Source organism: Castellaniella hirudinis (assembly GCF_042651965.1).
Classification (GTDB): domain Bacteria; phylum Pseudomonadota; class Gammaproteobacteria; order Burkholderiales; family Burkholderiaceae_B; genus Castellaniella; species Castellaniella hirudinis.
Genome location: NZ_JBHSDY010000011.1, coordinates 195990 through 209669 on the forward strand (window position 1 = coordinate 195990; position 13680 = coordinate 209669).

Below are 13680 nucleotides of genomic sequence, written 5' to 3' on the forward strand. Positions count from 1 at the left end.
AACCCTATCCCCCCTCAAACCCCCAACACCGTCACTGCCAGATAAAACAATCCCGACGACAGCAGCATGCTGGCCGGGAAGGTCAGCAGCCATGCCAGCAGGATGGTGCGCACCGTGCCGTTGTGCAATCCGCTGCGATTGGCGACCATGGTGCCGGCCACGCCGGAGGACAGGACCTGGGTGGTCGAGACCGGCAGGCTGAAGACGTTGGCCACGCCGATGGCGGCGACGGCGGTGATCTGGGCGGCCATGCCCTGGGCGTAGGTCATGCCTTGCTTGCCGATTTTTTCGCCCACGGTCAGCACCACGCGGCGCCAGCCCACCATGGTGCCGGCGCCCAGGGCCAGGGCGACGGCGACGATCACCCAGAACGGCGCATATTCCGTCGTCGCGGTCAGGTCCGATCGCAAGCGCCGCAAGTCGGTCTTTTCATCGAGGGACAGCGTATCCAGGCTGCTCACTTTGCGGGCGGTATCGTCCAGGCAGAGCAGATAGCGGCGCACGCGCACCCGGGTTTCGGGCGTCAGGTCGTCGTAGGAGCGCACGCCGTCCAGGGTGTGGCGCACCGCCTTGATGATGGGCAGCGTGTCCTGCGGATCGCAGCGGGCGGTCTGGGGCAGTCCGATGCGGGGCGGGGCCTTGAGCGCCAGATAGTCGCCCAGGATCACTTCGTTGCGCAGGTAGAGATCGTTCAGGTGGGCGGCGGCGTCGACGGTGCGCTGGACCTGGTAGGGCGTGCTGGCCGGGTCCAGCATGAACTTGGCCGGGACGATGCCGATCAGGACCAGCATGATCAGGCCGATGCCTTTCTGCCCGTCGTTGGAGCCGTGCACGAAGCTGACGCACATGGCCGACAGCACCAGCACCAGCCGGTTCCAGAAGGGAGGGTGTTTTTTGTTGTCGATGGCGCGGCGCTGTTCGGGCGTCTTGTGCATCTTCGAGTCGAGGAACAGCTTTTTCAGGCCCAGCAGCAGCAAGGCCGCCAGGATGAAGCCGGCCAGGGGCGAGATGATCAGCGACAGGCCGATGTCGATGGCCTTGCCCCAGTTGACGCCGTCGCCCACGGGCAGGCCGGTCAGCAGGGCATTGGCCAGGCCCACGCCCAGGATCGAACCGATCAGCGCGTGCGAACTGGAGGCGGGGATGCCGAAATACCAGGTGCCCAGATTCCAGGCGATGGCGGCCACCAGGATGGAGAACGCCATGGACAGGCTGCGCCCGCTTTCCAGGTTGAGCAGCATTTCAACGGGCAGCAGGTGGACGATGGCGTAGGCCACCCCCACGCCGCCGAGCAGCACGCCCAGGAAGTTGCAGATGCCGGAAAAGAGCACGGCCAGGTGCGGCGGCATGGCCTTGGTATAGATGACCGTGGCGACGGCGTTGGCGGTGTCGTGGAAACCGTTGATGAATTCGAAGACCAGGACGAGGGCCAGCGCCAGAACCAGACTGAGCCCGACCGAAAGGGGTAGGCCGGAGAATAGATCGAACATGATGGATGTGCGTTCGGGAGACCCGGCATTATTGCAAATTTATGAACGGAAGTTTGACCGGTTCTTTCCGGGCGGCATTCCGGCGGTCTCCGGGCTGATCCATGGATCGTTTTTTTCCGGGGATCAGCCCGCGCGCGGCGAGTCCAGAGCCTCGTACGCCGCCCGCACCGCATCTTCTCCATAGCGCCGGTCCAGCCTGCGAATGATGAAATGGCCCCGGGCCATGTCCTGGAAGTGATCGATGAACAGGGTGTTGATCAGCGCGCCGCCGGCTGCGCCGAGGGCGGGCACGGCCTGGGCGGCGGCTTTTTCGGTGATCTGGATGCCGAAGCGTTCCGCCACGATCGTGATCAGGCGCATCAGGGCGGGCGGGGCGGCCTTTTCGACGGCGATGCTGCCGGCGGCGTATTCGGCGGCCTGGCTGATGGCGTGCGCCAGCGCCGTGCGGACGACGTAATAGCCGCTTTCCGCGCCGTCGTCGGCCGCGCTTTTGCCGCCCAGGGCGAAGACCTCCAGGCAGGCGAGCCGGGTGTCCGGGGCGGACAGCGATTCCCCTTCGCTGCGGGCGATGTCGGCAATCGAACGCATCATGATCGTGGTGGACACCGGCAGTTCCACCGCCAGGCCGGCCAGGCCGAAGAATCCGCCCACACCGCCGGAGGCCGCCGCGCCGATCTTGTGCCACACGTTCGAACTGCGGCCTCCGGGCTTGTCGTGCATGGTGAACAGGGCGGCGTCAGCGGCTTTGCTCAGGGCCAGCCGGGTCACCTGGCCGATCTGGGCGTTCCAGCCGGCCGGGAGCCGGTCCATGAATTTTTCGACAGGGGAGCCGATCAGATTGGTGATGCGCGCGGCCAGGCCCGGATTTTCCAGCAGGGCATGCGCCTGGCGCAGGGCATCGAGATCGTCGGCGGAGAAGGAGGTGTCGTGCATCAAGGGGCTCCTGAATCGAGTTTTTCCACCCCGTCCACCGCCTCTCCGAACCCGCGCAGCCATTGATCCAGCATGGCGCTGTCGACCACGGTGGCAGTGACTTCCAGCCGGTCGCCGTCAGCCTCGGTAATCGTCTGGTCCCTGGACAAGGGCGTTTCCAGCAGATGATGCCCGACCTCGCGTTTGATGCGAAAGCGCAGCCGGATGCGCTCGCCCTCGCCGAAGCGAAAGCGTCCGTCGGCATCGTATTTGGCCAGGTCGAAGTCCCGGGGGCGCTCAAAGGGGATGGTGGAGGCCTGCTCGGCGCTCAGGATGCGGTGCAGGGCCAGGCTGCGCTCGTTTTCGAACCCCTGGAAGCGGCACACCAGATACAGGCGCGGGCCTTGCTGGGCCAGGCCCAGGGGCATGACCTCGATGGTCTGGCGCCGGCCGCCGGCGTTCTTGTAGTCCAGCCGCAGCCGATGATTGTGGTACAGGGCTTCGCTGACCGTGTCCAGCACACCGGGCGCGATGGTCGGGGGCAGCAGCGGCTGGGTGGTGGCGACCACACGGATCTTGGACGGCCATTCGCGCTCCAGCCCTGCATTGCGGTCCGGCTCCATGTTGCGGTGCGCCTGGGCGAAGAAACCCTCCAGGGATTTCATCAGGTGGGCGGGCAGCAGATGGCGCAGGTGTTCCTCGGCCAGGGTCAGCAGCAGGGATTCCTGTGCGTTCAGGTGCGGAATGGCCAGCGGTTTGGCGTGGGGCAGCCACTGGTAGCGGTAGGGGGCGGCATCGTCGTTGCGCTCGATGTCCAAGGCCGCGCTGAGCATGTCCAGTTGCCGCTGGATGGTCCGTATATCGCGCTCGAAACCGCTGGCGGCCAGTTGCGCGTGCAGTTCGCCGGTGGTGATGGTGCGGGGCGCGCGTGGAATCCGGCGCAGTATTTCCAGCGCCAGCAGGGTGGTTTCCAGAGTCGAGGATCGTGTGGCCATGCCGGGGTCGCAGAGTCGGGAGAGCCGCCAGTATGGATCAAATATGTGTATCAAGCCATTGCAGCGTCCGCAGCGCCGGGCCTTCCAGGCCGACGCCCCAGCGCGGAGAAATGGCGCTGTCGCGGGCATTGATGCGCAGCACCGGATGGCCGCTGCGCAGGCTGAAATGGCGCACCGAGGGGATCGCCTGACCCGCGCCCAGTTCGATCACGGCCAGCGGGTCGCCGCCCACGGATTCCAGCCAGGCGTTGAGCCGGTCGCGCTGAGCCGTCATGCGCTCCGTTTCCCAATTCAGGTCATTGAACATCAGCACGTTGGGGCGGGCCAGGGCGCCGCAGTCGGGGCAGGTCGGCAGGGGCGAGCGCAGGCGGCAGGTCGCAGCGTCCACGTCCGGCTCGAAGTCGTCGGCCGGCCAGATCCGGTGCTTGCAGCGGGCGTGACATTGCATCCAGTGCAGCGAGCCGTGGCATTCCAGGAGCCGGTCCGGGTCGAAGCCCGCCCGCTGGAACTGGCCGTCGACGTTGCTGGTGAAGACGAAGGCGCCGTGCGGCAGGCGTTCGGCCCAGCGCCGCAGGATGCCGAAGCCCGCATGCGGTTCGGTCCGGCGATATAGGGACAGGCGGTGGCCGTAAAACCCCCAGGCCAGCGTGGGCCAACGGTCGAAGGATTCGGGCTGGGCGATGTGCTGGAAATCCAGGCGCGCCTGACGCAGGGCGGGGTAGGCCTGCCACAGGCCCTCTTTGCCGCGAAAATCCGGCAGTCCGGAATCCACGCCCATGCCGGCGCCGGCGGTGATCAGCAGACCGCGGGCCGCACGCAAGTAATCCAGGGCGCGGTTCCATTGGGCGTGGGTGGGAGGCATGGCATCGATTCCTTGGTGAGCGTGAAACACAGGCTCAGTCTAGGGAGACCTTGCGACAGAATGTGTCGCCGCCGTCCGTCGTGCGCGGGTCGTGGCGGATCGAGGCCGCTGCAGGGCGGGACCATTACAATACAGGCCTCCCAGACCTCCGATCGGAATACCCCCATGCTCACCCAGGACGAACTCAAGCAACAGGCGGCCCAGGCCGCCCTCGACGATGTGCTGCCCCAGTTGCAGCCCGACAGCATCCTGGGGGTGGGGACGGGATCGACCGTGGATCGTTTCATCGATCTGTTGGCGCCGCATCGCGGAGCCTTCCGTGCGGCGGTGTCCAGCTCGGAGCGCAGCACGCGCCGCATGCAGGCGGCCGGCATCCAGGTGCTGGACTTGAACGAGGTGAGCTCGCTGGCGCTGTATGTGGACGGCGCCGACGAGATCGACCATCAGTTGAACATGATCAAGGGCGGCGGCGGGGCGCTGACGCGTGAAAAGATCGTGGCTTCGGTGGCGGACCGTTTCGTCTGCATCGTCGATGAATCCAAGCTGGTCGAGCGCCTGGGCGGCTTTCCGCTGCCGATCGAGGTCATCCCCCTGGCGCGTGAAGCAGTCGCCCGCGAGGTCCGCCAACTGGGCGGGCAGCCGCGCTTGCGCGAAGGCTTCACCACCGACAACGGCAACCAGATCCTGGACGTCGCCGGCCTGCGCTACGGCGATCCCGCCGAATTCGAGGCGCTGCTGAACAACATCCCGGGCGTGGTCTGCTGCGGCCTGTTCGCGATCTCGGGCGCCCAGGTGGCGCTGGTGGCGGGGCAGGCGGGCGTGTCGCGGCTGGAATTGCGCGATTGATCCGGCTTCGCGCCGGTCGGCGCCACATCGTCATGTTTCTGTCACATGGCGCTGCTATGCTGAGCATTCTTTCCATATGCGGCGAGCGCGATGCCAGCGCGCTCGTCGAACGCGCCTGACGGCAGGCAGAGGTCCCGGATGCTGGAACACACCAATAAGCAATTCCACAGCGAACTCGAAACGACGCGGTCCATGTTCCTGCAGATGGGCGGACTGGTCGAATCCATGGTGCTGGACGGCATCCACGCCCTGACGCGGGGTGAACTGCAACTGGTGGACCGGGTCCGTGAGCACGAACGGCAGGTCAATCAGTTCGAGATCGACATCGACGAGCGCATCAGCCAGTTGATCGCCCGGCATCAGCCGACGGCCGGGGACCTGCGCCTGCTGCTGTCGGTGTCCAAGATGCTGACCGATATGGAGCGCTGCGGCGACGAGGCCGAAAAGATCGCCAAGGTCGCCCGCCGCCTGCACGAATCCAATACGTCCTACGAGCCGGTGGTGGAATTGCGCCACATGGCCGATGCAGTGGCCAGCATGATCCGGGCGGCGTTGGACGCCTTTGCCCGCGAAGACCCCATTGCAGCCGCCCAGGTCGTGCGCAACGACAAAGAGGTGGACAAGGAATGGAAGGCCTCCCTGCGCCACATCATCACCTACATGATCGAAGACCCGCGCACGATCTCGCATTCCATCGATCTGATCTTCATCGCCCGCGCGCTGGAGCGCATCGGCGACCATGCGAAGAACATGGCCGAGCGGGTGATCTACATGGTGCGCGGCGACGACGTGCGCCACACGGGCGTCACCAATACCGAACGCATGGCGCGCGGCGAGCCGCCGCAACCGCGCGGCGATGACGCGTCCGAGAACGCGCGCGACTGATTGGGACGGAGATCAGGCCGAGGGCGGCACGTAGCCCTGGGCCTCGACGTCCTGGTCGTCGAACAGGAACGCCTGCATGCGTCCGGCCAGGAATTTGCGCGCTTCGGGTTCGGCCAGGCTCAGGTGGTTCTCATTGACCAGCCGCGTCTGGATGTCCAGCCACTGGGTCCAGGCGTCCTTGGAAATTTCGCGCCAGATGCGCACGCCCAGATCGCCCGGGTACGGGGGATAGTCCAGGCCTTGGGCCTCACGCTTGAGTTTGTGGCATTGAATCATGCGTGCCATGTCGGGAGCCTCTCGTGTCTTGCGGTGGGGAAGCGGTGATTGTAGCCCTGCGAGGCTGCCTCCGCCGCTTCAAGACCCTTCTGTCTTCCAGGCGTCCAGCACCCGATCCAGGCCGACGCGCCAGTCGCACTCCAAGGGTCCGATCAGGGCCTCCAGCCGGGCGCAGTCCAGGCGGCCGTTGGCCGGCCGGGGTTCGGGCGAGGGCCAGTCGGCCGAGGTGATCGCCTCGACCCGGGGCAGGCGGGCGATCAGGCCCCGGGCGTGGGCGCGGCTCAGGATTTCCAGCGCGAAACCGTGCCAACTGGTCCAGGGACGGCCGCCGAAGTGATAGAGGCCGCCCGGTAGCGGGTCCGCGGGCTGCAGGGCCAGCGTGTGCAGGACCCGGGCCAGGTGGCCGGCCCAGGTGGGGCCGCCGATCTGGTCATCGATCACGCGCAGCGTGTCGCGCTCCGTGCCCAGGCGCACCATGGTGCGCACGAAATTGCCGCCCCAGGCGCTGAAGACCCAGCCGGTGCGCACGATCAGCGCATGCGGATCGGCGGCCAGCACAGCCTGTTCGCCCGCCAGCTTGCCGCGCCCGTAGGTGTTCAGGGGCGCGGTCGGGTCGCTTTCCCGGTAGGGGCGGTCCAGCCGTCCGTCGAACACGTAGTCGGTGGACACGTGCAGCAGCCGGATGCCGCGCGCCGCGCAGGCGCGCGCCAGCAGGCCGGGCGCGTCCGCGTTGATCGCGCGGGACGGCTCCGGCTCCGCGGCCGCGCGGTCCACGGCCGTGTAGGCGGCGGCATTGATCAGGCAGTCGGCGGGATGCGCGTCCAGCCAGGCATGCACGGCATCGGCTTGCGTGATGTCCAACTGCGATCGCGTCAGGAATGCATAGCGCGCCGCATCGGGATGCCGCGCCGCCAGCACGCGCAGCGAACGCCCCAATTGCCCGTCGGCGCCGGTGACCAGGATGCGCGGGCCGTCGTCGCGCCGGGTCGGGGGTGTCATCAGGCGGACGCGGACGCGGCCGAGCCCAGGCCCAGCCGCTGGCGCTGGTAGCTGCCGTCCTGCACGTGGCGGCACCAGCCGCGGTTGTCCAGGTACCACTGCACGGTCTTGCGCAGGCCGGTGGCGAAGGTTTCCTGCGGCGTCCAGCCCAGCTCGCGGGCGATCTTGCCGGCGTCGATGGCGTAGCGCAGGTCGTGCCCCGGGCGGTCGGCCACGTGGGTGATCAGGTCGGCGTAGCGCGTCACGCCGGCGGGGTGTTCGGGGGCGAGTTCTTCCAGCAGGGCGCAGATGGCCTGCACCACGTCGATGTTGCGCTGCTCGTTGTGGCCGCCGATGTTGTAGGTTTCCCCGGGGACGCCTGATTCGACCACGCGCAGCAGGGCGCGGGCGTGGTCCTCGACGTAGAGCCAGTCGCGCACCTGCAGGCCCTGGCCGTAGACGGGCAGGGGCTTGCCTTCCAGGGCGTTCAGGATGATCAGGGGGATCAGTTTTTCCGGGAAGTGGCAGGGGCCGTAGTTGTTGGAGCAGTTCGTCACCAGCACCGGCAGGCCGTAGGTGCGCTGCCAGGCCCGCGCCAGATGGTCCGATCCCGCCTTGCTGGCGGAATAGGGCGAGCTGGGGGCGTAGGGCGTGGCTTCCGTGAACAGGTCATGGGTGCCGGCCAGGTCGCCGTAGACCTCGTCGGTGGAAATGTGATGGAAGCGGAAGGCGGCGCGCGCGGCGGCGCCCAGCCCGTTCCAGTGGGCGCGGGCGGCCTCCAGCAGCGTGTAGGTGCCGACCACATTGGTGCGCACGAATTCTGCGGGGCCGTCGATGGAACGGTCCACGTGGGATTCCGCCGCCAGGTGCATCACGGCGTCCGGCCGGTGGTGCGCAAAGGCGTCCGCCAGCCCCGCCGCATCGCAGATGTCCAGATGCTCGAAGGCATAGCGCGGATCGTCCGCGACGCAGGCCAGGGATTCCAGGTTGCCGGCGTAGGTCAGCTTGTCGACGTTGACGACCGCATGATCGGTGTCGCCGATCAGGTGCCGGATCAAGGCCGAGCCGATGAAGCCGGCGCCGCCGGTGACGAGGATTTTCATAGCCGCTTGATGAACACCAGGCTGTTGCGCGAATGGTTGTAGTGGGCGCGCTTTTCGTGGGGCAGGTCGGAGACGCCGCCCTGGACGAAGCCGCGCTTCAGGAACCAGTGCGAGGTGCGCGTGGTCAGCACGAACAGGCGCCGGGCGCCCTGGGCGCGGGCGCTGGTTTCGGCGTGGCGCAGCAGTTTTTCGCCGTCGCCCGTGCCCTGCCATTCGGGATGCACGATCAGGCAGGCCATTTCGGCCATGCCGTCGTCCAGGTAGGGAATCAGGGCCACGCAGCCGTAGATCACGCCGTCGTGCTCCAGCACCGTGAATTTTTCCACGTCGCGCTCGATCGTGGCGCGGCCGCGCGGCACCAGGGTGCCGTCGGCCTCCAGGGGCTCGATCAACTGGACGATGGCGCCCACGTCGTCGGCGCCGGCCGGGCGCAGGTCTTCGAGGGTGTCCTCGACCACCATGGTGCCCACCCCGTCGTGGGTGAAGATTTCCAGCAGGATGCTGCCGTCCATGGTGTAGGGCACCAGGTGCGCGCGCGCCACCCCGCGCTTGACCGCCAGGGACGCGTGGCGCAGAAAGGCGGACGTGTCCTCGTCCAGGATGTCCTGGGCGAGCAGGTCGTCGGCGTCCTTGCGGGCCAGTTCCGTGTCCACGGAACCGTCGGTCTCGGTGACGGTGCGGTTCTGGGTCAGGAAAATCAGTTTTTCGGCGCGCAGCGCCACGGCGGCGTTGGTGGCCAGGTCTTCCATGGCCAGGTTGAAGGCCTCGCCGGTGGGGGAAAAGCCCAGCGGCGAGAGCAGCACGATGGCGCCCTGGCTGATGACGTTGCGCATCGCTTCGATGTCCAGCTTGCGCACCGTGCCGGCGCGCCGGTAGTCCACGCCGTCGATCACGCCGACCGGGCGCGCCGTGACGAAGTTACCGGAGATCACGCGGATCTTGGCGTGCGACATGGGCGTGTTGGGCAGCCCCTGGCTGAAGGCGGCCTCGATGTCCAGGCGGATTTCCCCGGCGGCCTCTTTGGCGCATTCCAGGGCCTCGGGGCTGGTGGGTTCCGTGCCCCGGCCGAACTGGGTGGTGTGGCCTTTCAGGCGTAGCTGTTCGTTGACCTGGGGACGCGAGCCGTGCACCAGCACCAGCTTGATCCCCAGCGCCGACAGCAGCGACAGGTCGGCCACCAGGTCCTCCAGGCCGCCGTCCTCGATCAGTTCGCCGCCAAAGGCCACGACGAAGGTCTTGCCGCGGAAGTCATGCACATAAGGCGCGACCTCGCGGAACCATCGCACGAACTGCGCGGGGGCGAATTCGGGGGCGTCCTGGGCGGAATAGGTGTCGGTTTCGGCAGAACTCATGGCGGGCGACGGGTCTCGGGTCTCGAAGGTTGGGGTGGGCGTCGGATTCTTGCGATAGCGAAATTATAATGAGCGATTGTCTTTTTCCCGACTGTATGCCAGAAAATCCCTCGCAGCCGCCCCGCCGGGCGCGGACCCGGCCCGCTGCGGCGTCTCCGTCCCCAGGCCCGGACCGCCCGCGTACACCCCGTCCGCCCGCCGGCGCCGGCGACCGGCCCCTGCCGCCCATCCACTATCCGGAAGACCTGCCCGTCAGCGCCTGCCGCCAGGACATCGCGCGCGCCATCACCGAGCACCAGGTGGTGATCGTCTGCGGCGAGACCGGTTCGGGCAAGACCACCCAGTTGCCCAAGATCTGTCTGGAACTGGGACGCGGCCGCAACGGCATGATCGGCCACACCCAGCCGCGCCGTCTGGCCGCGACCTCGGTGGCCCAGCGCGTGGCCGAGGAACTGCGCACCGAGATGGGCGATTGGGTGGGCTACCAGATCCGCTTTTCCGAGCGCGCCGGCCCGGCGACGGCCATCAAGCTGATGACCGACGGCATCCTGCTGGCCGAGACCCAGCGCGATCCCCTGCTGCGCCGCTACGACACCCTGATCATCGACGAGGCGCACGAGCGCAGCCTGAACATCGATTTCCTGCTGGGTTTCCTGAAGCGCCTGCTGGCACGCCGCAAGGACCTGAAGCTGATCATCACTTCGGCCACCATCGATGCCGACCGCTTCGCCAGGCATTTCGGCACCGAAGACCGGCCGGCCCCGGTGATCCAGGTCTCGGGCCGCCTGTTTCCGGTGGAACTGCGCTACCGCCCCGTGCGGCGGGACGAGGACGACGGCTTCGCCGGCCGCAAACCGGGGCAGGGCGACGAAGAGCGCGACCTGGTCGATGCCGTGGTGGATGGCGTGGACGAATGCGCCCGCCACGGCGCCGGCGACGTGCTGGTCTTTCTGCCCGGCGAGCGCGAAATCCGCGAATGCGCCGAGGCCCTGCGCAAGCGCCATCCCGTCGGCGCCCTGGTGCTGCCGCTGTACGCCCGGCTGTCGCGCGCCGAGCAGGAGCAGATCTTCCATCCGCGCGGCAATGCCCGGCGCATCGTGCTGGCCACCAACGTGGCCGAGACCTCGCTGACGGTGCCGGGCATCCGCTACGTCGTGGACAGCGGCCTGGCGCGCATCAAGCGCTATTCCTGGCGCAGCAAGGTCGAGCAGTTGCGCATCGAGCCCGTCAGCCAGGCTTCGGCCAACCAGCGCGCCGGCCGCTGCGGCCGCCTGGGGCCGGGGGTGTGCGTGCGCCTGTACGCCGAAGACGATTTCAAGCAGCGCCCCGCCTTCACGGACCCGGAAATCCTGCGTTCGTCCCTGGCCTCGGTCATCCTGCGGATGAAATCCCTGCGGTTGGACGATATCGAGGCCTTTCCCTTCGTCGAGCCGCCCACCGGCCGGGCCATTGCCGACGGCTATCAACTGCTGCAGGAGCTGGGGGCGCTGGACGAGCGCAACCACCTGACCTCCGTGGGCCGCGCACTGGCAAAATTGCCGGTCGACCCGCGCATCGCGCGCATGGTCTTTGCCGCGCACGAACAGCAGTGCCTGGAAGAAATCCTCATCATCGCCTCGGCGCTGTCCGTGCAGGACCCGCGCGACCGCCCCATGCAGGCGCGCGAGGCCGCCGACAACGCCCACGCCCAGTTCAACGACAAGCAGTCGGAATTCCTGGCCTGGCTGAAGCTCTGGCAGTGGTACGGCGAGCAGGTCGCGCACAAGGCCTCGCAGCGCAAGCTGACAGACCAGATCCGCGCCAAATTCCTGTCGCCCATCCGCTTGCGCGAATGGCACGACACGCACACGCAATTGCTGACCCTGGCGCGCGAACAGGGCTGGCGGCTGAACCAGACCCCGGCCACGCGCGAGCAGATCCACATGGCGCTGCTGGCCGGCCTGCTGGGCAATATCGGCATGAAGTCCGAGGACGGCGGGCTGTATCAGGGCGCGCACGACATCCGCTTCGCCATCCACCCGGGCTCGCCGCTGCAGAAAAAAGCCGGCCGCTGGGTGCTGGCGGCCGAACTGGTCGAAACCACCCGCCTGTACGCCCGCTGTGTGGCGCAGATCGAGCCGACCTGGGTCGAGCGGGCCGGGGCGCACCTGCTCAAGCGCGCCTGGTCCGATCCGCGCTGGGAAAAGAAAGCCGGCCAGGTCGTGGCCAACGAGCGCGGCACCGTGCACGGCCTGCCGGTGTATGCCGGGCGCCGCGTGCACTACGGCCGCATCGACCCCAAGGCCGCGCGGGAAATCTTCATCCGCGACGCCCTGGTGCCGGGCGACATCGACAGCAGGCTGCCCTTCATCGCCCACAACCGGCGGCTGATCGCGTCCATCGAGCGCCTGGAACACCAAAGCCGCCGCCCGGACATCCTGGTGGATGACGCGCTGATCTACGCCTTTTACGACGGCCAGATTCCCGCCGACGTGTCCCAGGCGGCGACGCTGGAAGCCTGGTTCAAAGGCCTGGACGCCGAGGCCGCCGCGCGGCTGAACCTGAGCCGCGACGAACTGATGCGGCACGATGCCGCCGGGGTGACGACGGAGGTCTTTCCGCGCCGCCTGAGCTGGGCCGGGACCGAGCTGGCGGTGGACTACCATTTCGAGCCGGGTTCGCCGCGTGACGGCATGACGCTGACCGTGCCGCTGTTCGCCCTGAACCAGATCGATGCCGCGCGCTGCGAATGGCTGGTGCCGGGCATGCTCAAGGAAAAAGCCCATCTGCTGCTGAAATCCCTGCCGCAGAAACTGCGCCGCCATTGCGTGCCCTTGCCCGACTATGCGGCCGGTTTCCACGAACGCTGGTTCGAGCGCGCCGTCGATCCGGGCATGGGCCTGCTGGACGCGCTGGAGCAGGACATCTGGGAGCAATGCCGGGTGCGCGTCCAGGCCACCGATTTCAAGCTGGAGACCCTGCCGCCGCACCTGTTCATGAATTTCAAGGTGATCGACGAGCACGGCCGCATGCTGTCCGGCGGCCGCAGCCTGGACCAGTTGCGCGCCGAGCACGGCCGCCAGGCCCAGGCCTCCTTTCAGCAGGTGGCGGCGCGTGACCAGCAGGCCTCCCGCGTCCTGGACCACGAGGGCCTGACGGCCTGGACCTTCGGCGCGCTGCCGGAACTGCTGGAAATCCAGCGCGGCGGACAGTCCCTGATCGGTTACCCGGCGCTGCGCGATCGGGGCGAGTCCTGCGACCTGGACGTCTTCGACGATCCCCAGGAAGCGCGCCGCGTGCACGCGGTCGGCCTGCGGCGCTTGTTTCGCCTGGCTTTGCGGGAGCAGGTCCGCTACCTGGAAAAGAACCTGCCGGACCTGACCCGCATGGGCATGCTGTACATGGACCTGGGCACCCAGCAGGAACTGCGCGATCAGTTGATCGACGCGGCCCTGGACCAGGCCTGCCTGATGGAGCCCTGGCCCGCCGACGCGGCGGCCTTCGATCAGCGCTGCGCCGAAGGCCGCGCGCGCCTGGGGCTGCTGGCCCAGGAACGGGCCCGCCTGGCCGGCGTCATCCTGACCGAACGCGCCGCCCTGGTGAAAAAACTGCCTCAGGCCCGTCCCTGGCCCCAGGCGCAGCAGGATCTGCGCCAGCAGCTCGACGCGTTGGTCGGCCCGGCCTTTGTGCGCGACACGCCGCCGGAACAGCTCGGGCACCTGCCGCGCTATCTGAAGGCGGCGCAACTGCGCATCGAAAAACTGCGTGCCGACCCCGCGCGCGACGCCGCCCTGATGGCCGATATCATCCGCCTGAGCACGCCCTGGCAACGCGCGCGCGCGGCGCTCAAGGGCGCGCCCGACGCCAACCTGGACGCCTTCCGCTGGCAACTGGAAGAGCTGCGCGTGGCCCTCTACGCCCAGACGCTGCGCACGCCTTTCCCCGTCTCGGTCAAGCGCCTGGAAAAGGCCTGGGCCGCCATGCCGCGCTAGGACTTATTCA

Annotated in this window: 11 protein-coding genes; 3 read left to right on the top strand and 8 right to left on the bottom strand. The window is 67.8% G+C overall.

From position 1 onward, the window contains the following. Positions 1 to 14: 14 nt before the first annotated feature. From ACFO0J_RS17395 to ACFO0J_RS17410, 4 genes are all read right to left on the bottom strand, one after another. Positions 15 to 1490, bottom strand: coding sequence for an inorganic phosphate transporter (locus ACFO0J_RS17395; protein ID WP_376814351.1), 1476 nt, complete (start codon positions 1488 to 1490; stop codon positions 15 to 17). A gap of 123 nt (positions 1491 to 1613) precedes the next feature. Further along, on the bottom strand, positions 1614 to 2423 hold the full coding sequence (locus tag ACFO0J_RS17400) for an EcsC family protein (protein WP_376814352.1): 810 nt from the start codon (positions 2421 to 2423) through the stop codon (positions 1614 to 1616). After that, positions 2423 to 3397: a helix-turn-helix transcriptional regulator gene (locus tag ACFO0J_RS17405; RefSeq protein ID WP_376814353.1), complete on the bottom strand. Its 975-nt coding sequence runs from the start codon at positions 3395 to 3397 to the stop codon at positions 2423 to 2425. The genes ACFO0J_RS17400 and ACFO0J_RS17405 overlap by 1 nt, the downstream gene beginning before the upstream one ends. Before the next feature lie 37 nt (positions 3398 to 3434). Further along, positions 3435 to 4259, bottom strand: a complete 825-nt coding sequence (locus ACFO0J_RS17410) for an SIR2 family NAD-dependent protein deacylase (protein ID WP_376814354.1) — start codon at positions 4257 to 4259, stop codon at positions 3435 to 3437. 165 nt (positions 4260 to 4424) lie between these two features. On the opposite strand from ACFO0J_RS17410, the gene rpiA reads away from it, so the two are divergent. Both rpiA and phoU read left to right on the top strand, forming a co-directional pair. Then, complete coding sequence (gene rpiA, locus ACFO0J_RS17415) at positions 4425 to 5105, top strand: ribose-5-phosphate isomerase RpiA (protein ID WP_376814355.1); 681 nt, start codon at positions 4425 to 4427, stop codon at positions 5103 to 5105. Between the two features lie 138 nt (positions 5106 to 5243). Beyond that, positions 5244 to 5990: a phosphate signaling complex protein PhoU gene (gene phoU / locus ACFO0J_RS17420; RefSeq protein WP_376814356.1), complete on the top strand. Its 747-nt coding sequence runs from the start codon at positions 5244 to 5246 to the stop codon at positions 5988 to 5990. Between the two features lie 12 nt (positions 5991 to 6002). On the opposite strand, the gene ACFO0J_RS17425 is transcribed toward phoU, so the two are convergent. From ACFO0J_RS17425 to argA, 4 genes are all read right to left on the bottom strand, one after another. Further along, complete coding sequence (locus tag ACFO0J_RS17425; RefSeq protein ID WP_376814357.1) at positions 6003 to 6275, bottom strand: oxidative damage protection protein; 273 nt, start codon at positions 6273 to 6275, stop codon at positions 6003 to 6005. 69 nt (positions 6276 to 6344) lie between these two features. Further along, a complete protein-coding gene (gene rfbD, locus ACFO0J_RS17430) occupies positions 6345 to 7265 on the bottom strand; it encodes a dTDP-4-dehydrorhamnose reductase (RefSeq protein WP_376814358.1) in 921 nt (306 codons plus the stop codon). Beyond that, the gene (gene rfbB / locus ACFO0J_RS17435; RefSeq protein ID WP_376814359.1) at positions 7265 to 8347 is read right to left on the bottom strand and encodes a dTDP-glucose 4,6-dehydratase; all 1083 of its coding nucleotides are present in this window, start codon (positions 8345 to 8347) and stop codon (positions 7265 to 7267) included. The genes rfbD and rfbB overlap by 1 nt, the downstream gene beginning before the upstream one ends. Then, positions 8344 to 9699 carry an amino-acid N-acetyltransferase gene (argA, locus tag ACFO0J_RS17440; RefSeq protein ID WP_376814360.1) on the bottom strand — a complete coding sequence of 452 codons (1356 nt, stop codon included), beginning with the start codon at positions 9697 to 9699 and terminating at the stop codon, positions 8344 to 8346. The genes rfbB and argA overlap by 4 nt, the downstream gene beginning before the upstream one ends. A gap of 95 nt (positions 9700 to 9794) precedes the next feature. Here argA and hrpA point away from each other — a divergent pair, with 95 nt between their 5' ends. Beyond that, complete coding sequence (hrpA, locus tag ACFO0J_RS17445) at positions 9795 to 13670, top strand: ATP-dependent RNA helicase HrpA (protein WP_376814361.1); 3876 nt, start codon at positions 9795 to 9797, stop codon at positions 13668 to 13670. Positions 13671 to 13680 lie beyond the last annotated feature (10 nt).

Bases quoted from the DNA above. Each gene is read 5' to 3' on its own strand.
- ACFO0J_RS17395 (WP_376814351.1), bottom strand. From the start codon at position 1,490: ATGTTCGATCTATTCTCCGGCCTACCCCTTTCGGTCGGGCTCAGTCTG.
- ACFO0J_RS17400 (WP_376814352.1), bottom strand. From the start codon at position 2,423: ATGCACGACACCTCCTTCTCCGCCGACGATCTCGATGCCCTGCGCCAG.
- ACFO0J_RS17405 (WP_376814353.1), bottom strand. From the start codon at position 3,397: ATGGCCACACGATCCTCGACTCTGGAAACCACCCTGCTGGCGCTGGAA.
- ACFO0J_RS17410 (WP_376814354.1), bottom strand. From the start codon at position 4,259: ATGCCTCCCACCCACGCCCAATGGAACCGCGCCCTGGATTACTTGCGT.
- rpiA (WP_376814355.1), top strand. From the start codon at position 4,425: ATGCTCACCCAGGACGAACTCAAGCAACAGGCGGCCCAGGCCGCCCTC.
- phoU (WP_376814356.1), top strand. From the start codon at position 5,244: ATGCTGGAACACACCAATAAGCAATTCCACAGCGAACTCGAAACGACG.
- ACFO0J_RS17425 (WP_376814357.1), bottom strand. From the start codon at position 6,275: ATGGCACGCATGATTCAATGCCACAAACTCAAGCGTGAGGCCCAAGGC.
- rfbD (WP_376814358.1), bottom strand. From the start codon at position 7,265: ATGACACCCCCGACCCGGCGCGACGACGGCCCGCGCATCCTGGTCACC.
- rfbB (WP_376814359.1), bottom strand. From the start codon at position 8,347: ATGAAAATCCTCGTCACCGGCGGCGCCGGCTTCATCGGCTCGGCCTTG.
- argA (WP_376814360.1), bottom strand. From the start codon at position 9,699: ATGAGTTCTGCCGAAACCGACACCTATTCCGCCCAGGACGCCCCCGAA.
- hrpA (WP_376814361.1), top strand. From the start codon at position 9,795: ATGCCAGAAAATCCCTCGCAGCCGCCCCGCCGGGCGCGGACCCGGCCC.